General features: G+C 63.8%; 24 protein-coding genes and 1 pseudogene. 8 read left to right on the top strand and 17 right to left on the bottom strand.

Features of this window, described 5'->3' with window-relative positions; genetic code table 11:
- The first annotated feature begins 179 nt into the window (after window positions 1-179).
- Complete coding sequence (locus D8Y22_RS20300; protein ID WP_141466462.1) at window positions 180-1,424, top strand: acyl-CoA dehydrogenase family protein; 1,245 nt, start codon at window positions 180-182, stop codon at window positions 1,422-1,424.
- Window positions 1,425-1,538: 114 nt separating this feature from the next.
- Here D8Y22_RS20300 and D8Y22_RS20290 read toward each other — a convergent pair whose 3' ends face one another.
- The 7 genes from D8Y22_RS20290 to lrpA1 form a co-directional block, all read right to left on the bottom strand.
- A complete protein-coding gene (locus tag D8Y22_RS20290) occupies window positions 1,539-2,087 on the bottom strand; it encodes a hypothetical protein (RefSeq protein ID WP_217350914.1) in 549 nt (182 codons plus the stop codon).
- 374 nt (window positions 2,088-2,461) lie between these two features.
- Complete coding sequence (locus tag D8Y22_RS20285; protein ID WP_141466460.1) at window positions 2,462-2,992, bottom strand: hypothetical protein; 531 nt, start codon at window positions 2,990-2,992, stop codon at window positions 2,462-2,464.
- A 76-nt stretch (window positions 2,993-3,068) separates the two neighbouring features.
- Entirely contained in the window at window positions 3,069-3,638 is a 570-nt protein-coding gene (locus tag D8Y22_RS20280) for a SprT family zinc-dependent metalloprotease (protein WP_141466459.1), read from the bottom strand.
- Between the two features lie 60 nt (window positions 3,639-3,698).
- On the bottom strand, window positions 3,699-4,604 hold the full coding sequence (locus tag D8Y22_RS20275) for a DMT family transporter (RefSeq protein ID WP_141466458.1): 906 nt from the start codon (window positions 4,602-4,604) through the stop codon (window positions 3,699-3,701).
- Window positions 4,605-4,692: 88 nt separating this feature from the next.
- Window positions 4,693-5,316, bottom strand: coding sequence for a nitrous oxide reductase accessory protein NosL (locus tag D8Y22_RS20270; RefSeq protein WP_141466457.1), 624 nt, complete (start codon window positions 5,314-5,316; stop codon window positions 4,693-4,695).
- A gap of 85 nt (window positions 5,317-5,401) precedes the next feature.
- Entirely contained in the window at window positions 5,402-5,881 is a 480-nt protein-coding gene (locus D8Y22_RS20265) for an SRPBCC family protein (RefSeq protein WP_141466456.1), read from the bottom strand.
- Between the two features lie 86 nt (window positions 5,882-5,967).
- Window positions 5,968-6,396, bottom strand: coding sequence for an HTH-type transcriptional regulator LrpA1 (lrpA1, locus tag D8Y22_RS20260; RefSeq protein ID WP_141466455.1), 429 nt, complete (start codon window positions 6,394-6,396; stop codon window positions 5,968-5,970).
- A 182-nt stretch (window positions 6,397-6,578) separates the two neighbouring features.
- Between lrpA1 and D8Y22_RS20255 the strand changes: the two genes are divergently transcribed.
- Window positions 6,579-6,905 carry a hypothetical protein gene (locus tag D8Y22_RS20255; protein ID WP_141466454.1) on the top strand — a complete coding sequence of 109 codons (327 nt, stop codon included), beginning with the start codon at window positions 6,579-6,581 and terminating at the stop codon, window positions 6,903-6,905.
- 53 nt (window positions 6,906-6,958) lie between these two features.
- Here the strand turns inward: D8Y22_RS20255 and D8Y22_RS20250 are convergent, their stop codons facing one another.
- From D8Y22_RS20250 to D8Y22_RS20225, 7 genes are all read right to left on the bottom strand, one after another.
- Complete coding sequence (locus D8Y22_RS20250; RefSeq protein WP_141466453.1) at window positions 6,959-7,894, bottom strand: thiamine pyrophosphate-dependent enzyme; 936 nt, start codon at window positions 7,892-7,894, stop codon at window positions 6,959-6,961.
- A 2-nt stretch (window positions 7,895-7,896) separates the two neighbouring features.
- Window positions 7,897-9,801, bottom strand: a complete 1,905-nt coding sequence (locus tag D8Y22_RS20245) for a 2-oxoacid:acceptor oxidoreductase subunit alpha (RefSeq protein ID WP_141466452.1) — start codon at window positions 9,799-9,801, stop codon at window positions 7,897-7,899.
- 189 nt (window positions 9,802-9,990) lie between these two features.
- The gene (locus tag D8Y22_RS20240; RefSeq protein ID WP_141466451.1) at window positions 9,991-10,782 is read right to left on the bottom strand and encodes a PHP domain-containing protein; all 792 of its coding nucleotides are present in this window, start codon (window positions 10,780-10,782) and stop codon (window positions 9,991-9,993) included.
- Between the two features lie 175 nt (window positions 10,783-10,957).
- Complete coding sequence (locus D8Y22_RS22605; protein ID WP_174811934.1) at window positions 10,958-11,113, bottom strand: hypothetical protein; 156 nt, start codon at window positions 11,111-11,113, stop codon at window positions 10,958-10,960.
- 84 nt (window positions 11,114-11,197) lie between these two features.
- Window positions 11,198-12,400, bottom strand: a complete 1,203-nt coding sequence (gene aroC, locus D8Y22_RS20235; protein WP_141466711.1) for a chorismate synthase — start codon at window positions 12,398-12,400, stop codon at window positions 11,198-11,200.
- A gap of 75 nt (window positions 12,401-12,475) precedes the next feature.
- Window positions 12,476-13,171 (bottom strand): cytochrome c biogenesis CcdA family protein, encoded by a 696-nt coding sequence (locus D8Y22_RS20230; RefSeq protein ID WP_141466450.1) that lies wholly within the window; start codon window positions 13,169-13,171, stop codon window positions 12,476-12,478.
- Window positions 13,172-13,173: 2 nt separating this feature from the next.
- Entirely contained in the window at window positions 13,174-13,707 is a 534-nt protein-coding gene (locus D8Y22_RS20225; protein WP_141466449.1) for a TlpA family protein disulfide reductase, read from the bottom strand.
- A 242-nt stretch (window positions 13,708-13,949) separates the two neighbouring features.
- Here D8Y22_RS20225 and D8Y22_RS20220 point away from each other — a divergent pair, with 242 nt between their 5' ends.
- From D8Y22_RS20220 to D8Y22_RS20205, 4 genes are all read left to right on the top strand, one after another.
- The gene (locus D8Y22_RS20220) at window positions 13,950-14,927 is read left to right on the top strand and encodes a PLP-dependent cysteine synthase family protein (protein WP_141466448.1); all 978 of its coding nucleotides are present in this window, start codon (window positions 13,950-13,952) and stop codon (window positions 14,925-14,927) included.
- Between the two features lie 83 nt (window positions 14,928-15,010).
- The gene (locus D8Y22_RS20215; RefSeq protein ID WP_141466447.1) at window positions 15,011-15,394 is read left to right on the top strand and encodes a hypothetical protein; all 384 of its coding nucleotides are present in this window, start codon (window positions 15,011-15,013) and stop codon (window positions 15,392-15,394) included.
- A gap of 101 nt (window positions 15,395-15,495) precedes the next feature.
- On the top strand, window positions 15,496-16,515 hold the full coding sequence (gene artA, locus D8Y22_RS20210; protein ID WP_141466446.1) for an archaeosortase A: 1,020 nt from the start codon (window positions 15,496-15,498) through the stop codon (window positions 16,513-16,515).
- Between the two features lie 15 nt (window positions 16,516-16,530).
- A complete protein-coding gene (locus tag D8Y22_RS20205) occupies window positions 16,531-17,253 on the top strand; it encodes a metallophosphoesterase (protein WP_141466445.1) in 723 nt (240 codons plus the stop codon).
- Between the two features lie 141 nt (window positions 17,254-17,394).
- On the opposite strand, the gene D8Y22_RS20200 is transcribed toward D8Y22_RS20205, so the two are convergent.
- Window positions 17,395-18,675 (bottom strand): NAD(P)/FAD-dependent oxidoreductase, encoded by a 1,281-nt coding sequence (locus D8Y22_RS20200; protein ID WP_141466444.1) that lies wholly within the window; start codon window positions 18,673-18,675, stop codon window positions 17,395-17,397.
- Window positions 18,676-18,782: 107 nt separating this feature from the next.
- Window positions 18,783-18,917 (bottom strand): transporter, encoded by a 135-nt coding sequence (locus D8Y22_RS20195; protein ID WP_141466443.1) that lies wholly within the window; start codon window positions 18,915-18,917, stop codon window positions 18,783-18,785.
- 117 nt (window positions 18,918-19,034) lie between these two features.
- On the opposite strand from D8Y22_RS20195, the gene D8Y22_RS20190 reads away from it, so the two are divergent.
- Complete coding sequence (locus tag D8Y22_RS20190; protein ID WP_141466442.1) at window positions 19,035-19,826, top strand: N-acyl homoserine lactonase family protein; 792 nt, start codon at window positions 19,035-19,037, stop codon at window positions 19,824-19,826.
- Window positions 19,827-19,859: 33 nt separating this feature from the next.
- Window positions 19,860-20,189: pseudogene (locus D8Y22_RS20185) on the top strand (acyl-CoA thioesterase); the annotation flags it as partial.
- Between the two features lie 23 nt (window positions 20,190-20,212).
- Here D8Y22_RS20185 and D8Y22_RS20180 read toward each other — a convergent pair.
- The gene (locus D8Y22_RS20180) at window positions 20,213-21,208 is read right to left on the bottom strand and encodes an MBL fold metallo-hydrolase (protein WP_141466440.1); all 996 of its coding nucleotides are present in this window, start codon (window positions 21,206-21,208) and stop codon (window positions 20,213-20,215) included.
- Window positions 21,209-21,232 lie beyond the last annotated feature (24 nt).

Genomic DNA, 21,232 nt, shown 5'->3' with positions numbered 1-21,232 from the left:
AGAATACTTATATGGAATTTAGATGGTTTCACGAGTGTCGTTGTTACTAGCCCATCGTCCGTGCCCAGCATACGGCGGTGTTTTATATCGTCAGGAATCGGATATAAATATATTTACCATGTTCCACTCTGGTGGGAGTTCCCAACTGTGCTTACGTCGCCAACGTTTGTAGCGTTCGTATGCGATATGCCGACTCAGAACAAGCACGGGCGGTTGCGAGCCGCGCTCACGATTTGATGGAAGAGGTCGTCTTGCCCCTCGAGCGCGAGCGGGCGGGCGGTATGGCCGTCTCGAGCGGGACGGTCGCCGATCTTCGGGAGGCGGCCCGCGAGTACGACGTATACGCACCCCAGATTCCCGAGGAATACGGCGGGATGGGCCTCGATTTCCGGGACGCCCTGCCAGCGTTCGAAGAGGCAGGTCGCAGTCTCCTGGGCCAGGTTGCGATGCGTGTCGACGCTCCCGACGAGGGGAACATGCACCTGTTGGAACTCGCCGGTGATGAACTCCAAAAGGAGACCTACCTGGAGCCACTCGTCGCTGGCGAGATCAAATCCGGATTCTCGATGACCGAGCCGATGCAGGGTGCCGGCTCGGACCCGAAAATGATCCAGACGACCGCTGAACGGGACGGCGACGAGTGGGTCATCGACGGCCACAAGTGGTGGACCACCCAGGGCCTCGAGGCGGATATCCTGATCGTCCTCGCTCGGACCGATCAGGACGCCCATCCCTACGAAGGGTGTTCGCTCTTTCTCGTGCCGGCCGACGCCGACGGCGTCACCGTCGTGCGTGACGTACCGCATATGGGTGGCGGTAACCGCGGCGCGTCTCACGCCGAAATCCGCTACGAGAACGTTCGCGTCCCCGAGGAGCACCTGCTCGGCGAGTTGAACGGGGGATTTACCCACGCCCAGGAACGACTCGGACCGGCCCGACTCACCCACTGCATGCGCTACTCGGGGATGGCACAGCGTTCGCTCGAGATCGCGAAAGCATACACGAGCGAACGCCGTGGATTCGATTCAACGCTGTCGGACAAGCAGTCGCTTCGTCACCGGATCGCCGACGCCGAAACCAAACTGCACGTCGCTCGGACGGCGATCCGAGACGCTGCAGATCGCATCGCCGCCGGCGATCAAGCGCGAGTTCCCGTCTCGATGTGTAAGGTATTCACCGCGAACGCGACCCAGGACGCGATCGATCTTGCGGTACAGTGTTGTGGCGCGAACGGCATCGGCAAGGACCTTCCGATCTCGGACTTCTACGAGTCGGTCCGCCAGTTCCGGATCGTCGACGGCGCCGACGAGGTCCACCGCCGTGTTATCGCGCGAGCTGCCTTCGAGGACGTCGCCGAGGAGGAACTCGAGGCCCTAACGCGGTTCGGGAACCCGAACACCGGTGCGGAATCGGGCGGTCACTGATACGGATTACTGTACCGATGTACCGGCCCAGCCGCCGCCCGGGTCGCGGCTGGGCCGGCAATGACGTACAGTAAACCGTATGATACCGAGAGAAAAATCGGAATCGGGGACGGGTTACCGCCGAGAGGACTTCTTCTTCCCTTTCTTTTTCTTTTGACCGTCTCTTTTCTCCTCGTCTTCGGTTTGAAGTCCAGCTTCGACGAAGGCCTCTTCCCGGCGTTCTTCGGCTTCCTCGAGTCTCTCGTCGACACGCTGTTGGATCCGTTCACCGAGGGTCTGCTCGTCGTCTTGTTCGTCCTCGTCTTCCTTTTGCGTCTTTTTGTGGCGGCCTTTGCGTCCTTTCTTTTTGTCTCCCCTCTTTTTGTGACGGTCTTTCTTGCGCCCCTTCTTTTTCCGGTGGTCGTTGTTGTCCCCTTCGGGCTCGGCTTTCTCCTCGGGCTCGGCTTTCCGCCGTCGGTAATCCTTCTTTCGGCGGCCGTCTCGTCCGTTCTTTTTGTTCTCGGTTCGTCCGCTCTTGCCGTCTTTACCCGCGGCCGCGGTTCCGACGCCCCCGATTGATCCAATGCCGACGATCCCGGCTACACGTAGCATAGTTCTTCGTGTCGTCATGCTCTCACGGATGGCGTTGCCACCCAGTCCGGAGTTATCCGTGGTATCCGTCAACAGTCACCATCGTTACGCTACTCAGCTATGGATTCCACAGTGTCAGGTTCGGTGTCGTAGACTGCCCGCAATGCCTACTCGTTACTAACAGTTTGTTACTTTCATCGGCTACGCACAGTACCGACGAAAAGGGCTATTGATACGGGCTGCTATCACTTACCGGCGCGACCGTGAACCCACCTGCGGTTTCGCCGGTAACGACTTTCAGCAGTCGGTATGAGCCGTTCCTCCGTGCCAGCTTGTCGGTTTCGAGGCCACGGTTGGACACGATGATCGAGACTGCCGGGGTAGTTTCGTTCCCACCATTTAATGTCGAATTACGATACGACATCTCGCCACGCCGGACACGCTCGACTCGCTCGCCGATGCCGTGGTCACTCGGGGAGGAGGTCCGTATGGACGACCGCTCGGTACTGGTCGTCGGTTGCGGCCTCGAGTCGACCGAGCAGCGGTGTCATAGCAGCGATCGATTCGGGCTGTTCGAACGGATCGTCCTCGTCTTCGTCGCGTCGTCGACAAATCTCGACGAACGAACGAAGCGTCGAGTACGTGTCGGGCGTCACGTAGACGACGCCGACTGCCGCTCGTACCTGTTCGTCCCAGTTCTCGATTACTGGTTTGGTTCGCCGGCGGACGTGTTGCTTTCGCTCTGCAAACGCTGTTGCATCGATATCATGATCCTCGAAGACGCTATCGAACGCGTCCTGAAGTTCGTCGGTCCGCTCTTCGAGGTACGGCTCGGTGGCCTCGGCCTCGAGCAGCGTTTGCATCGCCTCGATCTCATCCCGACGAACGGCGACCGGCGAGACGAACGCGTGGGTATCCTTCGGCAGCGCGTAGGAGTGGCCCTCGACCCCCTGTTTCCCCTGGTCGGCGCGACCGAGCATCAGATCGAGTATTCCCATAGCAGACAGAGACGGCGTAATCCGAATAAGTGTTCCGCGGTGTGGCTGTCGACGGAACGTGACCCTGGTTGGTCGGCTACCACTGCGATCCAAGCGCCGCTTTCGCGCCGCCGAACCCGCCAGCGGTCGTCCAGGTACGGCCGCTCTCGACGTGCTCGACCTCGTATTCGCCACTGCAGACGCCACAGCGGTACTGCTCCGGCGTCTTGACTGGCTCGGAGGCTTGATGGCGCTGGGCTCGCCAGTCACAGCCTGACTCGAGACACCGGAGGACGTACCGAGGCTCCGAGAACGTCGGGCAGTGACGCGGTGCCGACAGCAGTTCGGCCTGCTCGCGGAACTGCGGACCGTGACCGGCCTCGCCGAAACGCTGGAACTGCCAGACGTGGACCAGTTCGTGTCTGAGGACGGCGGCGAACTCGGGCCACTCGTAGCGCTCGTAGGCTCGTCTGGTCAGGACGATAGTCGCGACTTCCCGATCGCTTTCCCACCGGCAGGCACCGGCCCGACGCGTCGCTCGCTTCGAGACGTCCCACTCCACGCTCGAGAGGTCGATCTCGAGACCGTGGTCATCGACGACTTCGCGGGCGTGAATTCGCGCTCGAGCCAGGAGTTCGTCCTCGAGCGTGTACTCGGCGTCGCTCACGAGCGGGCACACGACGGGACGTGGTGAAATTCTTCCGGAAGGACACGACCGCTCGACCGGTCAGTCTGTCGTGGCCTGTCGGCGTTCACGTTCGATCGTCGAGACGTAGATTCCCACGAGCACCACGAGTCCGCCGCCGACGGTGATCACGTCGGGGATCTCTGCGAGCAAGACCAGCGCGAGGATCGTCGCGCCGACGGGTTCGCCCAGCCAGGCGACGCTGACGACGACTGACTCGAGGTGTTTCAGCACCCAGTTGATGACGGTGTGGCCGAAGACGCCGGGGCCGATGGCCATGCCGAGAAAGAGCAGCCACTCGCGAGCGGGATACGCGACGTAGTCGTGGCCCTGGACGCCAACGACGACGAGCAGCGTCAGCGCACAGGCCGTGTAGACGACGGTGACGTAGGGAAACAGGGAGACGCGCTGGCGGATCGACCGGCCGGCAAGCACGTAGCCGGCGACGGTGATCGCGCCCAGGAGTGCCAGGGCGTTTCCGTACATCGTGGCGTCGGAGAGCGGCGCTTGGCCGGCGTCACCCAGCGACATCGCGGCGGCGCCGACGATCGCGATGCCGATGCCGACGACGGTCTCCCTCGAGACCCGTTCACCGAGCACGAGCGCAGCCCCGAGCGCGACGAAGATCGGCTGACTCTGGACGAGCGTGACGCTCGCGGCGACGCTCGTGTGATTCAGGCTCTCGAACCAGGCGCCGAAGTGAATCGCGAGTGCGATTCCGGCGACGATCGCAACGCCCAGATCACGCCAGGATAGCCGGCCAAATTCCTCGCGATAGCGAACCAGGGCGATCGGTGCGACGATCGCCGTCGTAAACACTACCCGGTAGAACGCAGCGACCGAACTCGGTGCCACACTCCAGCGAACGAGAATCGCGCTAGTACTGGCTGCGAAGATGGCGAACACGAGCGCGGCGACCGGCGTCACCTCGAGATCGACAGCTCTCACGCTACGCTTCCTTCGTTCGAGAACACATACTATTTCTGGTATCTTCCGGTGACGTGTACGTTCGAGTCGTCACTCCACCGGCAAGTCATCACTCCACCGGCATTCGATTACCGCGGTAGATCGTAGCGATATCGTAGTCGATCTCCTCGAGGTCGACGATATCGTCCTCGGTCAGGTCCTCAGGGTCCCAGGACTCGGCGAAGGAGACGGCCGCCTCGTGGTCGGCGAATGGACGTGGATTCAGGCCCATCGGATCGTCGACGGTGGTATCGTCGGTGACGATCACGAACGAGGCTTCGGTCGCGTCGATCAGGTCGCCCGTCTCGTAGTCCGTCGTCCAGACCCCGACGATGTCGGAGTCGGGCCCGTTGTGATCCGTCGGCGAGACGTAGTACGCGCCGAGACAGCCGGGTGTACAGAAGACGACGCCCTCCCCGCCTTCGTGTGCGAGTTGGCTCTGCCAGTCCGAGTAGTGTGTCGGCGTCATATTGCACACTTGGCAGTTCTGGCTGTCGGTAAACAAGATCGGTTCGTCGCCCGGGTGTTCGAGCGTGATGACCTCGCGTTCATCGTCGTCGCCGTCGTCGGGCTGTTCATCACCGTCGCCGTCGGTCCCGTCCCCGTCGAGACAGCCGGCCGCGCCGACGGTCGCGCCTGCACCGAGGAGCCCCAGCAGTCGTCGTCGTCCGAGCCGGCCCTCGCGATTCGTCATAGTTGCAGTAGCTGTCGAGCGACTAAAACAACCCTGGTTCGAACGTCGAACGGCCACGAACGACGCCTCGCCGTCGGGGCGACACCTACTCGAGGAAGGCCCGCGTCCGTTTGTGACGCTCGCGGAACATGGCTTCGAATCCAGGTCCCGAAAACGGTGTCCCGAGCCGCCCGAGCGCACCGAACGGCAGTTCGTACTCGACGTGGTCGCGGAGGATCGTTCGGTCCCCATCGGCGAAAAACGAGTGGGTGTGAACCCAGCGATCGAACGGTCCGTGGACCATCTCGTCTCGAAAGTAGGCCGTCCCGTCCGTCCGTCTTCGCTCGCGAATCTCCGATGTCCAGTGCTGGCGCGGCCCGACGCCGAAGGGCTGGATCGATAGCGCCACCTCCGATCCGACCGCGAGCACCTCGGGATCGCTCTCACCGTCCGGTCCCATAATCGACTCGACGCGCAACCCGAGCCAGCCCGGCGTCAGTGCCTCGAGACCGGAGACGTGGGCGTGGAACTGCCAGACATCCTCGAGCGGCGCTCGAACGGTCGTTTGGCGATCGTAGGTCGGCATAAGCCGAATACGTGAGCGACCGTGAAAAGATCGTGTGTGACGAATGCCGCGAACTCGGCGAGCGAACAGGCAACGAGAGACGCCGGTTACTTGAGACGTTCCTGCAGAAACGAGGGGTGGGCCGCCGTCACGCCGTCGATCTCGAGCAATACGGTAGAGATAATTTCGCCCAGCGAGTCGCCGTCTTCGGCCCGAACTTCGGCCATCAGCATGTGATCGCCGCTCGAGCTGTAGAGGGCTTCGACCTCGTCGATGTCCTGGATCGCCTGGGTGGCCTCGACGTAGCGTTCGCTGGCGACATCGATGCCGACCAGTGCGATGGTCTGGCTCGAGAGCTTCTTGGGGTCGATATCGGCCGAGTAGCCGACGATGACACCCTCGTCCTCGAGCTTTCGGATATATTTTCGGACCGTCGGTTTGGAGACGTCTGCTCGCTCGGCGATCTCGGCGTAGGACGCCTGGGCGTCCTCCTCTAAGACCTGGAGGATACGATCTTCCGTCGCCTGAGTGCTCATATCCACTAGTTTTGTTCCGACGGGAAAATATCTTTTGTATCCGAAAACCACGTCCGATCCGACACGTATCGGCTGTAACCAGTTGGCGGCCATGACGTGTTAATCAGTCGTACGCGGCCGTGACGACGCCTTGGCGGGTCCAATCGTCGCCCTTATTCAGACGGCCTCCCTTTCGCCAACTGATGCTCGAGTTCGACTTCAATTTCCTCATGGGGGTCTTTTGGATCGTCTGCGGGTTGGCGATCCTCGGGCCGGCGCTGCTCATCTCGCTGGGCGGGCGTGCGGACTTACACGTCCACTACGACGACGGCGTGGACCCAGCCTACGTCTCCCGCTGGGGTGGCTCGACGGCGGTGCTCATGGGACTGGTCACTATCGGTTATGGGTTCTATCAGATCTACTGGGGGTACGAGCCGATGTTGTTCGGCGGCCTGCTCGTCGCCTTGCTCGTCCTGAGCCAACTGACGAAGCGATTCGCCCAGGGCTGGGGCACAGATACCAGCGAGTGATCGGTTCGTCATGAAAAAATCGATGGCTGGGTCGTCCGTACTCTCCCGACTCCTCAGGTGTGGCGCTCGAGCAGGTCGTAGCTGCGCTCCCACTCGGCGTCGTCGTCGAAGTAGCGCTCGGCCAGCGGCTGGTCGGGCAACTCGCCGACGGCTTTCTTCTCCTGGCCGTAGGACGGGCGATCCTCCTCGACGTAGTACCGTCCCGTCAGGACGGTGCCCTCGTTGAGGACGTCCTCGGTCTCGCGCATCATCTCGGCGGCTTCGGCGCGGTCACTCACGTCGAAGTCGTAGTCGTCGGAGTCCTGAACGTCGATGTAGGGGACGTACTGACGTGCGTCCTTGTTCCAGGTCGGACACTGGGTGAGGAAGTCGATGTGGGCGAAGCCGTCGTGTTCGATCGCTTCCTTGATGATCTCTTTGGCCTGGTTTGGGTTGACCGCAGCGGTGCGGGCGACGTAGCTCGCACCGGCGTTCAGCGACAGCGACAGCGGACGAAGCGGCGTCTTCGCGCTCCCCGATGGCTGGGTCTTGGACTTGTGACCCTTCGGGCTCGTGGGCGAGGTCTGGCCCTTCGTCAGCCCGAAGATTTCGTTGTTGAACACGATGTAGGTCATGTCGTGGTTCTCCCGGGCCGAGTGGATGAAGTGGTTACAGCCGATCCCGTAGCCGTCGCCGTCGCCGCCGGCGGCGATGACCTCGAGTTCGGGATTGGCGAGTTTGGCGGCTCGAGCGACGGGCAGCGAGCGCCCGTGGATGGTGTGGAAGCCGTACGTGTCGAGATAGCTGTTCAGCTTGCCCGAACAGCCGATCCCGGTGACGGTCAGTACTTCTTCGGGCGTCTTGCCAACCTCGGGGAGCGCCTGCTTTAGCGACTTCAGCACGCCGAAGTCGCCACAGCCTGGACACCAGGTCGGCTGCGGTTCGACACCGGGGGTGTACTCGTCCCGGTCGATCTCTCGTTCCTCACCGATCGCGTTGAATGCACTCATGGTCAGTCACCTGCAGCGGGTTCGATTCGTACCTGTGCGTCTGGCTGGCGGTCCTCGTCGGCCAGATTGACCTCGTAGCCCTCGACGATCTCGGCGGGCTCGAAGGGGTTGCCGTTGAACTTCAGCAGGCTGGTCATCTTCTCGCCGTACTGGCCCAGTTCCTTCTGGATCAGCCCGCGCAACTGCGCGGTGGCGTTCATCTCGACGACCATCGCCTCGTCGACGCTCTCTAAGAACGCCCTGACCTCCTGCTCGGCGAACGGCATCATATCGGAGACGCCGATCCCCTTGACAGAGTGGCCCTGCTCGTTCAGGCGGTCGATCGCTTCCGAGACGGCACCCTGGGAGGATCCCCAGGTGACGATGCCGTACTCGGCGTCCTCGGGACCGTAGTAGGTCTGGTTGGACTCGCGTTCCTCGTCTAATTCCTCGCGGATCTTCTCGAGTTTCTCGAGGCGGCGTTCCATCTGGGCGACGCGGTTGTCCGGATCTTCGCTGATGTGGCCGACCGGACTGTGTTCGTTGCCGGTCGCGAGGTAGCGGCCACCCTTCTGGCCGGGGATCGACCGCGGTGCGACGCCGTCCTCGGCGTTCTCGTAATCGAAGCGCTTGAACTTCCCGGAGTTGTCGTGTGCGGCTTCCCGGAGTTCTTCCTCGGTCAGCGTCGAGCCAAGGTCGGGTGCGGGTTCGCGATCGAAAAAGTCGACATCGACGTTCGTGTTCTCGCCCCCGAGTTTCTGGTCGTAGATGAGGATCGTCGGAATCTGGTAGTCCCAGGCGATCTCGAAGGCCAGTCGGGTTTGCTCGTAGGCTTCCTCGATGGTTCCCGGCGCGAAGACGACCCGCTGGGAGTCGCCCTGGCTCGTATAGAGGACGAACTCGAGGTCGGCCTGCTCGGGCTTGGTCGGCATCCCGGTCGAGGGACCGGCACGCATCGACTCGACGAGCACGAGCGGCGTCTCGGTCATCTCCGCGAGACCGAGCGGTTCGCTCATCAGCGCGAAGCCGCCACCGGAGGAGCCGGACATCGCCTTGACGCCGGCGTGGCTGGCGCCAACGGCGAGTGCAGCGGCAGCGATCTCGTCTTCGACCTGCTCGGAGACGCCACCCATGTCGGGGAAATTCTGGCTGAGGATCGTAAAGACATCCGTCCACGGCGTCATCGGGTAGCCGGCGATGAACCGACAACCGGCATCGATCGCGCCGTAGGCGATCGCGTTCGATCCCGACAGCAGCGCTTGCTCGCTGTCGTGTTCGCCCGTCGGCGCACGCAGTTCGTGTTCGAAGTCGTACTCCTCGTTGACGGTATCGTAGGCCTCGTGGAGAATCTCGAGGTTCGACTCGAGGATGTCATCGCCCATTGCGTCTTCCATCAAGTCCTCGATGTGCTCGAGATCCATGTCCAGCAGTGCGGCGGTGACGCCGACGCCGGCGGTGTTTCGCATGACCTCGCGACCGTGTTCTTTCGCGAGGCCGCGAAGATCCATCGGGAAGACGTGCCAGTCGTTCTCCTCGGCACGCTCCTCGAGGTTGATCGCCTCGACATCTTCGTCGCTGATCAATCCCTCGTCGTAGACGATGATCCCGCCTTCGCGGAGTTCGTCTAGGTTTTCCGAGAGGGGTTTGATCTCCTCGTTGCCGTAGTAGGCCTCTTCCTGTGGGTTTCGAGCGAAGGAGTCGCCCAACGATAGCAGGAAGTTGTAACCGTCCCCGCGTGACTGTACCTCCCGATCTGCGGCTCGGATCTCGACGTACGTGTGGCCACCACGGATTCGCGATGGATAGTGGCGGTGTGTAAAGACGTCGAGCCCCGAGCGCATCAGCGCTTTTGCGAAGTTCTGGCTCGTCGAGTCGATCCCGTCGCCGGAACCGCCTGCGATTCGCCAGATGAGTTCGTCGTCGCTCATAGTAAATCAGTGGCCGGTGGCCAACCGTACCGGGATTTTGCCCTACGTGACCTAAAGCCTTTGCTATACATTGACAAGGATCTTTCGTGAAGAATGACCGGTTAGAACCCGTTTCTGATGAACGTTAATGAACGTGTGTGGACAATCGTCCATAATTGTCCGCAGGTACTGTTCGATTATCTTACAGGATTAGTGGCGCGTCATCGTCTCGAGACTCGGTGGCACGGTCGGGTCGATATCGTTGGTATCGATCACGTCCGCCAGAAAATCGGCTCGAGGGCCGATCTCCGTCGGTGCGTGTGAATCAGTTCCCAGCGTAAAGGCGACGTCGTGCTCGACGAGCACCTCGAGAAACGGCTCGGCGGGGTGGAGAATTTCCTCGTCGGTTACGGCCCGGCCGGCGTTGATCTCGGGGATCGTCCGCGACTCGGCGAACGCGCGAGCGACGCGGCGGTACTGGGTCTCGTCGAATCGGCCCCGGAGCGGCGGCGTCCGGGTGAGGAGGTCGACGTGGGCGGCGACGTCGAACAGCTCCGACTCGATCAGCGAGACGAGTTGGTCGACGTAGGCGTCGACGACGCGGTCTCGCTCGTCGTCGGTCAACGCCGTGAAGTTCGCGGGGACCTGGACGTTCTTGCCGTCGACGCCGTGGACGCTACCGATGGCGTAGTCGAACTCGGCGCTCTCGAGAAAGTCGCGGATCTCGGTTTCGTCACGCGGATCGTAGTCCATCTCGACGGCGTCGTAGACCTCGATGGACGATTTCTCGCGAACGCCGTCGATCGCCTGCCGGCGGCGCTCGTAGGTCAGATCGAGATTGAAGCCGTAGGCCCGTCGCATCTTCCTGATGCCGTCGCGCGAGGAGACCGCACAGTGATCGGCGAAGCCGACCCCCTCGAGGCCGGCGCGTTCGGCCGCGTTGACCATTCGCTGCAGAAAACTGCCGTCGGAGTAGTTCGAGTGGACGTGAAAATCCTGCATACGCTTCGAACTACCGACAGGGGGTTAGGTGTTGTGTCGATCCGGACTGGCAACTGTCCTGTGGTGGGAACCATGATACGGTTTACTGTACGTCATTGCCGGCCCAGCCGCGACCCGGGCGGCGGTTGCGCCGGTAAATCGTTACAGTAATCCGTATGAGTCGTCGACGCGCGGTTTATTCGATCGCCCTTTCGATCACCCTTCCAGTGACGTAAACCACTCCTGAGACGATGAACCCGAGTCCTGCGATCCAGGCCAAGATCGTGCTCGTTGCAGCGCCCTCGAACGCACCGTCACTGTACATGACGATCAGTAGTGCGCCGACGACCACGAGTGAGATACTGACCTCGATAAGCGTTGTATTAGTTCTGTATCTTATAGTATCTCTGCAAACCAATGTACAAAACCCCTCGAGCTACTCGTTGCGTGGGTTGCTCGGGTGGTAATCCGTATCGTATTCGCCGGGCTGGTCGTCGACGCGGTCGGGGTTGAGCCGCCCCGACAGCAACATGAAGTCGACGAGTGTCAGCGCGAGCATCGCCTCGACGACCGGGACGCCTCGCGGCGGGAGCACGGGGTCGTGGCGGCCGATGACCTGTTCCTCTTTGAGCTCGCCGGTTTCCCAGTCGGCCGTCTGCTGGCTCTTGGGGATCGAGGTCGGCGCGTGTAAGGTCACCTCGCCGTAGACGGGTTCGCCGCTCGAGATGCCACCCTGAATGCCGCCGTGGTCGTTCTCGACGGGCGTCGGGTTGCCCCACGTTCGCGGCTCGTCGCCGCTCTCGTCATCCGAGGCGCGGTGCGCCTCGCTATCATCGAACGCCCAGTCGTCGTTGCGATCCTTGCCGGTCCACTCGCGAGCCTCGCGACCCAGGCCGAACTCGAAGGCCGTCGTCGCCGGAATCGCCATCATCGCCTGGCCGAGCCGAGCGGATAGCGAGTCGAATCGGGGCGCACCAAGCCCCGGCGGAATCCCTTGGGCCTCGAAGTAGATGCTGCCGCCGATCGAGTCGCCTTCTTCCTGGTAGTCCTCGATGAGATCCTGCATCTCTGCGGCGGTTTCGGGATGGGCACAGCGAACGTCGTTCTCCTCGCTTTCCTCGAGCAACTGCTCGAAACTGATCTCGGGTGCCTCGACGTCACCGATCTGGTTCACGTGGGCTTTGAGTTCGATCCCCTCGAGCGCCAGCAGTTTCTTCGCGATGGCACCCGCCGCGACCCAGTTTGCGGTCTCGCGGGCCGACGAGCGGCCGCCCCCACCCCAGTTTCGCGTGCCGAACTTCGCGGAGTAGGTGAAATCGCCGTGGCTCGGCCGCGGCGCGGTGATGAACGGTTCGTACTTCTCCGAGCGGGCGTCCTTGTTCTGGATGACCATCCCGATCGGCGTCCCGGTCGTGTAGCCGTCCTGGATGCCGGACTTGATCGAGACGGCGTCGGGTTCGCCCCGGCTGGTGGTGATCATCGATTGGCCGGGTCGGCGTCGATCGAGGTCGCGCTGGATTTCGTCTGCTGTGAGCTCGAGGCCGGCGGGACAGCCCGAGACGGTACAGCCCATCGCCTCCCCGTGGCTCTCGCCGAACGTGGTCACCTGAAAGAGGCGACCGAAGCGGTTGCCGTTCATTACGTCCGTCTCGGTGACGCGGGCACTTAGCCCTGCAGGGTTCACGGACGGTCGACCCCGCGTTTGTGGAACGGATCAGGCGAACCCGAGCTGTGCGAGGCCGCCGTACTCGAACAGAAACAGGTACAGCTGCACCACGCCGGCGAGGAGGATCAGCCCGCCGCCGAGGCGTTCGAGCGTCCGTCCGTCCGGGACGATCCGACGAAGCAGCGACTCGCGACCGATGGCCAGCAACATCGTCACGGCGACGAGCATCGTCGCCATGCCGCTGGCGTAGGCAGCCACCGTGGCGAACGCGGCCGTCGGACCGCTGCCGAGACTCGAGAGGATGGCGGCGACGAACCACGGTGCGGTACAGCCGGCGGCTGCGACGGCGTAGACCACCCCGAACGCGAAGTAGCCGCGATGGCTGCGACGGCGTTCGGGTAGTTGCAACGTAAACAGTCGGCCGTGGGTCAGTCCGCCGACCATCGCGACCCCGAGTCCGATCAGCGCGACGCCGACACCGGCACCCAGCAGGACGAGTCGGTCCATATATTGCGTCCCAACGGCGACCGCGACGCCGGCGATGCCGAGATAGACCGCGAACATGCCGGCGCTGGCGACGAGGCTCACCGAGCCGGCCTGTAGCAGCGTCGCCCACCGCGACGATGCGGCGTCGTCGCCGAGATAGTAGGCGACGTAGCCGGGCAACATTGGATACGCACAGGGGGCGAAAAACGTGGCTGCGCCCGCGGTGAAGGCGAATCCGAGTCGCAACTCCGGCAACATCGTCAGGCCGACTCGAGTTCGCTATCGATCTGGTCGGTGATCTCGTCGAAGTCGGCGGTGCCGCTGGTCGACCAGCGGACATCGCCGTCGGGGTCGACCAGGACGAGCGACGGATAGACGCTGACGCCGAACTCGGAGTGGAGGTCGGATTCCGGATCGATGGCGCCCGGCCAGTCGACGTCGTTGTCCGCCCAGTAGTCGGCGACGAGTTCCTCGTCGTCCTCCGGCGAGATCGCTCGCATCGACAGCGTTTCGGGATCGTACTCCTCGCGGATCTCGTGGAGGGTCTCGAGTTGGGGCTCGCAGGGGCCACACCAGGTCGCAAAGAAGTAGACGAGTGTCAATTCGCCATCGGTCACGATGTCGATGCTGTCTTCGTCGGTCGCGACGCCGAGGCTCTCGTGGGTCAGGTCGGCGGGCACGCTCGAGGGGACGTTGTTGCCTGCCATGCCCGTCAACATGCCCAGACAGCCCGAAAACGGGATCGTCGCGCCGACGGCGAGCAGCCCACGACGGGTGAGCGACGCTCGGCTCATCGCTCCCACCGTCGACTACGACGTATCGGTTTGGGGACGCTCGTCGACGTTGGTCGCCTGCATGGAGGGGTGGGGACCATGACGTTGTCTTGATGACACTAATATATGATATTTTTCATCGGCTCTGAGACCGTTCGGGGTCTGTGATCGTTTGTGGCCGGCGACTCGAGGGCGTCGGTGGCCGGTCTCGAGTCCGTGCAGGACAGCAAACAGTATACGTCTCGACTCGGTAGGCCCAGGCAATGAACGGGAGCATCCTGGATACCATCGGCTCGCCGCTCGTCGCCGTCGAGTCACCGGCGGGCGCGACCGTCGCAGCGAAGATCGAGTCGTTCAATCCCGGCGGCTCGGCCAAGGACCGGCCGGCGATGGAGATGATCCGGGCGGCCGAACGCGATGGGACGATCGAACCCGGTGACTGGCTCGTCGAGCCCACCAGCGGCAACACCGGTATCGGACTCGCGCTCGTAGCCGCCGCGCGCGGTTACGATCTAACGATCGTCATGCCGTCGGACAAATCCGAGGAACGCCGCCAGCTGATGGCCGCCTACGGCGCGGAACTCGAGCTCGTCGACGGCGATATGACCGCCGCCCGCGAGCGGGCCGACGAACTCGAGGCCGAGGGCGCGATCCAACTCGGCCAGTTCGACAACCCGGCGAACCCCGAGGCTCACTACAAGACGACCGGCCAAGAGATCGTCGAACAGGTGGGCGAGCGCGAGGTCGACGCCTTCGTCGCTGGCGTCGGCACCGGCGGGACGCTGTCGGGAACCGGTCGGCGACTCCGCGAGGCGTTTCCGGACGTCGATATCGTCGCCGTCGAACCAGCGAAAAACCCCGTCCTCTCGACGGGCGAGGCCGGCGACGACGACTTCCAGGGAATGGGCCCGGGTTTCGTCAGCGAGAACCTCGATCGGGACCTGATCGACTGCGTCGAGACGGTCGAACTCGAGGATGCCGAGGCGGAGTGTCGTCGCCTCGCCCGCGAGGAGGGGGTGCTCGTGGGCCAATCCAGCGGCGCGACCAGTCTGGTCGCCCAGCGAATCGCCCGGGAGATCGCCGATCCCGACCAGGAGTGTCCGACCGTTCCGAGCGCGTTCGACGGCGAGCGATCCGCGCCGGAACCGGACGGCGGCGAGACGGTCGAGGACTGTCCGCTGGTCGTCACCGTCTTCTGGGACAGCGGCGAGCGCTACCTCTCGACGGGGCTCTTCGACTGATACGGACTACTGTAGGCCGTTCTACCGTAGCTGGACTCGTCGTTACACGCACATTTTTATTCGACCTGGACGATACGAACACCATGATCCCGTACAGAGCCTACGCTATCGCCGATTTGGTCGTGCACGCGGTCGGGCTGTGGCTGCTGGTAGGTGCCGACCGGTGGCTGGATATCGATTCGGACGTGACCACCGTCTCCCTCGAGACGGCGGAACTGCGATGGGTGCTACTCGGTGGGGCGTGGGCAGTCGGCTATCGCGTCCTGTGTGATCGGGACATCTGGTCGCTTCGTCGCTCGAAGCTCCGTCGCGTGGTGGGACGCGGTCTGCCGACCGTCGTCTCGCTAGCGCTCGGATCGAACGCGAAGAGTGATCGGACCGCTCCTGCCGTCTCGAGTTTCGGCGTCGGGTCGATTCTCGGGGCGGTCGTCTACCGCATCAGATACGGGCTGTTGGAAGCGCCGTAGCTCGGTCGTTTCTCGGCGGATCGCATGGGAACGGTTCTGTGACGCGTTTGGGACAGAGCGTCAGATTGATATCTCGAGCGTCCATCGATTTTGCCGTGTACATGCTGTCCTCCATTGGGGTTGCCGTGACTTCTTCCTCGAGCGCCGTTACGGCCGCCGTGCTCGAGCCCACGGCGTCGGTTCTCGTGGCGTCACTCGCGAGCGTGGAGCCGATCGATCCGCTCGCGTGGCTCGCCATCGCGGGATTTTTCGCCGCGATCGTCCTCCAGTGGCGCGGAGACCTGACACCGGCGCGGTATCTCGCCGCGGGAGCCTGGGTCGTCTTCGGCGTCTTCTGGCTGACGATGGTGCCGTACTACTACCTCGACGCCCAGAGCCCGCTGCAGACGATTTTGGCGCTGGCCGCGTTGCCGCTGTGTGTTTACACCGGTTATCTGCTCTACGGCGGTCGATCGTCCCTGTTGTTGCTTTCGAAAGCCGTCGCGATCATGGGACTCATCTACTTGCCGGCCGAGACGATTCCGATCTTCCGGCAGTGGCTCATCGAGACGACCGCCGCACAAGCCCACTACGGCATGGAGTTGCTTGGTTACAGCCCCGGCATCAACGAGGGCGTAAACGGTTACCAGAGCCGCTTCGACTTCGATCCCGACGAGACCGTCACCGGCCGGACGACCTACATCGTCCTCGCTTGTACCGGCATCGGGAGCATGGCCATCTTCGGCGGGCTGATCGCGTCGGTGGCTGCGCCGCTGAAACGCAAGCTCTCGGCGCTTGCACTCGCCGTCGGCGTCATCTGGTTTCTCAACCTGGCTCGCAACGTCTTCATCGCGCTCGCCTCTCCCTATGGCTGGTTCCAGCAGGAGTGGCTCGTCTCCGCGATGACGACGTATATGGGCGCCCAGCCCGACCGCGTCTCCTTTCTCGTCGCGCACAACTACATCTCCCAGACCCTCTCCGTGGTCGCCCTCGTCGCTATCACCTACCTCGTCGTCAAGATCCTCCCCGAGGTGCTCGCACCCCTCGAGGAGGTGCTTTACGTCCTTACTGGCACCGAGTACGACCTCTTCGAGGCCCTCGGCGAGAGCGAGGCCAGACCCGACCGGCAGACGAACCAGTGAGCGCCCGACGAATCCGTGCCCCTCCCTGACTGTCCCGTTGCGTTCGACGCCCGAAGCGTCTACGTCCCGGCAGCCGACGCACTCGTCGTCGCGGACCTCCACTTCGGTCGTGGAACCGCCTCGAGCGTCGAGGCACCCCTTGAGGGCGGTCGCGACGTGCTCGAGCGTCTCGAGACGCTGTGTCGACGACACGAACCCGCGACGGTCGTCGTCGCGGGCGACCTGTTACACGCGTTCGACCGCGTTCCACGAGGCGTCGAGGACGATCTCGAGATGCTCTCCGATCTCGTCGCTGCAAACGACGCGACGCTCGTCGTCACGCCCGGCAACCACGACGCGATGCTCGAGCACACGGTGCTCGCGGACGTTCTCGAGGCCGACCGCCAGTCCGAATATCGGCTCGCGGATGAGACGACGGTCGTCTGTCACGGCCACGAGAAACCGACGGCCGGCGCCGAACTGTACGTCGTCGGCCACGACCATCCCGCGCTGTCGGCCGACGGTCGAAAGGTTCCGTGTTTCCTCTACGGCCAGACCACCTACGACGAGAGCGACGTCCTCGTGGTGCCGGCATTTACCCGACTCGCGCGTGGCGCAACCGTCAACGGCATGTACGGCCCCGACTTCCAGTCGCCGTTGGTCGTCGACGCGGGTCAGTTTCACCCCGTGGTCTACGACGAATCGACCGACGAGTCGCTGTGGTTCCCGAAGCTGCGCGCGTGTCGCGACCGGTTGTAACTATCAGTTTCTATGGCGATATAGCCACGCAGAAGTGCCGGGAGAACTACCCTACGTCTCTAGACCCGTCCTCTTTGCACCCTCGCGGGATAGTCGGCCACGTGACACAGTCAGACCGTCTACCTCACGCCGCCCGAACCGTCACTCCGAGCAGTCCTCGATGACGGCCTGGGCCGCGTCGCGACCGCTCGCCATCGCCCCCTGGATCGACGACCAGCGCGTGTAATCCCCGGCCAGATAGACGGCCCCCGACGGATCGCGAGCGTCGGGCAGCCGATCGTGGATTCCCGGCGGCTGCGCGAACTGTGCGAACGGAATCCGGTCGGTGTGTAGCAACTCGAACTCGTCGACGACGGGTTCGGGATACCACGACGCGAGCGTTCGACGGGTCCGTTCTGCGAGCGTCTCGTCGTCGGCGTCGGGGATTCCGAGGTACGTCGCACTGAGCACGGTCGCGTCGCCGGGTACGTATTCGGGCGCGACCTGACTGAGTGGGACGACGTGATTCGGCCCCGATTCGGCGGCGTTCAACAGGAGACGCCGCCCCGTCTCGAGGTCGATGTCGCCGGCCAGCCGATAGTACTGGGTGACACAGCCGCGGCCGTCGGTCGGGATCGCGTCGACGTCGGTGAGCCGGGAGGCCGTCGGCGGATCCGTCGCCACGACGACCGCGTCGACCGTTTCGCTCCCGTCGCCCGTTTCGATCGTGACCTCGTCGTCCCCGCCGTCGACGACCGACTCGACGGTGGCGCCCGTCTCGAGAGTCGCCCCGACGTCTCGAGCGTGGTCGGCGAGCTGAGCCGGAATCGCACCCATACCCGCTGCCGGGACTGCGATGTCGCCCGTTGCGAGCGCGCCGAACGTGTACTCGAAGACGCGCTTCGAGGTCGACAGCGACCGATCGAGCGTGATGCCGCCGTAGAACGGCGCGACGAACGTCGATAGAAACCGCTCGGAGAACCCCCGCGAGCGAAGCGACGCGGCGATCGACTCGTCGGGCCGATCGAAGACCGTCTCGAGGGGCCTGCGACGCAGTTCGAACTGGAGTCGTGCCACGCGAAGTTTGTCGCCCAGCGTCGCGTTTCGGCTCGCCAGCGTCGCCGGCAACGCGGCGGGATCGCCAAGCGGATCGCCAAGCGTCGAGCGACGATTCGGTCCCGCGATGACGGCTCCCGGCGCGAACCGACGCAGTGAGAGCGCCTCGAGGTCGAGTTCACGCCGTACGGCCGGATACGCGGTAAAGAGAACCTGAAAGCCACGATCGAACCGATAGCCGTCCCGCTCGAGCGTCCGGACCCGGCCGCCGACGGTCGCCCGCCGCTCAAGGACCTCGACCTCGAGGCCACCACCCGCGAGGTGACGCGCGGCGACGAGTCCGGCCAGTCCAGCGCCGACGACGGCGACGCGGGGTCGCGATGTCATGTCTGAGCGTTCGGTGCCGGCGGCTTAAGTCGTGGACCTAACACGCCCACCCACGGGTCGTGTCTCGGTTGCGGACGCGGTCCGTCTCCCGGCTCATCTGTGGTCGGTCACAGATCGAATACCACCCGGAGCACGATACCCAGTAGGATGACGAGGATGCCACCGATCGTCGCGATCGGCGGGATCGGGACGAACAACAGGACGATGCCGGCGAGGATCACGACCGTCGACGCGCTGACCATGTCATCCGATCGACGCGATGGGGGATAGCAGTATGGCCGGCAGTAGCAGTATCGGTCGTCGCGGTCCGCCTCGGCGGCGGTGGCCACGTATAAACGCCTGTCGGCCTTTGTCGACGCATGGTCGATGCGACGATCACGCCGATCGAACGCGGGACGATCACCACGGACGTGAACAACATTCTCGAGGGCGCCGTCCAGGGAACTGCCAGCGATCCGAACCCCGACGCCGTGATGAAAGATGGTCCCGTCTACAACCTCGTCATCGAGCATCCCGAGGCGACGATTCTCTGGGATACGGGTTCCCATCCCGACGCCGATTCGGGCCACTGGCCGGCCGACCTCTACGCGGCGTTCGAACACACCGGTCTCCGGCCGCTCGAGGACGATCTCGCCGACGCCGGCTACGCCCTCGGGGATATCGACGCGGTGATCCAGACCCACCTCCACCTCGATCACGCGGGCGGACTAGCCGCCTTCGCGGGAACGGACGTCCCGATCTACGTCCACGAGCGCGAGCTGAAATACGCCTACTACAGCGCCAAGACCGACGAGGGGGATGTCGCCTACCTGCCGGCGGATTTCGATCACGACCTCGCGTGGGAGGTCGTCCATCGGGACCGCGTGCAGGCCGTCGAGGATCTCGAGCTACTGCGGCTGCCGGGCCACACGCCCGGACTCCTCGGGGTCAAACTCGACCTCGAGGCCGTCGGGACGATCGTCCTCGCGGGCGATTTAGCCTACTCGCGGGCGAACTACACCGACGAGCACCCGATGGGCGGCGGGTTGCTCTGGAGTAAACGCCACTGGGTAGAGAGCGTTCGACTCGTCAAAGACCTCGAGCACCGCCACGACGCACAGGTGTTCTGTGGCCACGATGGCGGCGATCTCGAGCGGTTGCGCGAGCTGTAGCTCGGCCGAACCTGCTCGCGGCTCGAATATCAGGACGAGGCCGTTTCGGCGTTCCTGCGGGAGATTGACTACGAGTACGACCGGATGGAAGCGGACGGCTGGCAGATCCACACGGTCAGCGCCTCGCTCGACTACCGCGATGGGGCGGAGTTCGACGACGAACTCCGTAATCGGTTGCGCCTCGTCGAGATCGGCACCTCGAGTTTCACCTCCGAGCACCGGATCGAACGCGCGGACGGCTCCCTCGTCGCCGAGGGGACGGTGACCCACGTCGCCGTCTCCCTCGAGAGCGAAGAACCGATCGCGGTTCCCGACGACTTCCGCGAGGCCGTCGCCGACTATCAGGGCGGTCTCCTCGAGTGATTCGGGGACGCCGCTACTGATCGTCACCGACGGCAGGATGGCGCCCTCCCGTCGCGGTCGTCCGCCAGCAGGTGATAGACGCCGTCTTCGCGTTCGAGGCGTCCGTCCTGATGGAGCTGGTCGAGGTGGGCGAAGGCCTCGCCGGGGCCGTGCATGACGTGGACACCCGAGAGATCACCAAAGAGGTGCTCGCTGACGGTCCAGGGGTCACAGGGACCGTGCTCTCGGAGGATGGCGAGCACTCGATCGGTTCGCTCGTGGTGGTGGTCGACGATCGTTTTTACGCGCTCGCGCGGCGTCTCGATCGGGTCGCGATGGCCCGGCCAGAACCGATCGTACCCGCGGTCGACGAGGCGTTCGAGCGACTCGAGATACGTCGCCAGCGGGCGGTCGATGCGGACGTCAGCACCGCCGACGTTCGGCGTGTACGTCGGGAGGACGGTATCGCCGACGAACGCTTCGTCGACCGCCGCCGAGTCCGGGCGCTCGAGGACATCGAAACTACAGAGACCGGCGGCGTGACCCGGCGTGTGGATCGTCTCGAGGTGCCACCCGCCGACCTCGAGGATGTCGCCGTCCGTGATCGGCGTCACGTCGGCGGGCTCGCCGCGGGCGTACTGGGAGTTCTCGAAAAAGGTCTCGAGTTGGTCGATGGCATCGGCCGGGACGCCCCACGACTCGAGGCGCTTGCGACGCTGTCGTTCGACCGTGTCGATCGTCTCCTGGGCCCCCGCAACGAGCGGGGCGTCGGCCTCGTGGACGTACACCGTCGCGTCGCTTTCGGCCTGTATCTCACCGGCCAGGCCCGCATGATCGATGTGGTGGTGGGTGAGCACGATCTCGTCGACATCTGCAAATCCGTAGCCACGCCGCTCGAGACCGGTTCGAAGATCCTCGCGGATCGATGGCATCGAAAGTCCGGTGTCGAGCAGCGCGAGGTCGTCCCGATCCTCGTCGAGAAGCACGTACGCGTTGTTTTGCCCCTCGAACTCGTCGTTGCCCAACGTGATACGATCCATGTCGAGTAGCCAACCGGTGGTCCC

Origin of the sequence: Salinadaptatus halalkaliphilus (genome assembly GCF_006543045.1) — an archaeon.
Classification (GTDB): domain Archaea; phylum Halobacteriota; class Halobacteria; order Halobacteriales; family Natrialbaceae; genus Salinadaptatus; species Salinadaptatus halalkaliphilus.
The sequence above is the reverse complement of the archived record's forward strand: the minus strand, read 5'-3'. Positions and strand labels throughout refer to the sequence as shown.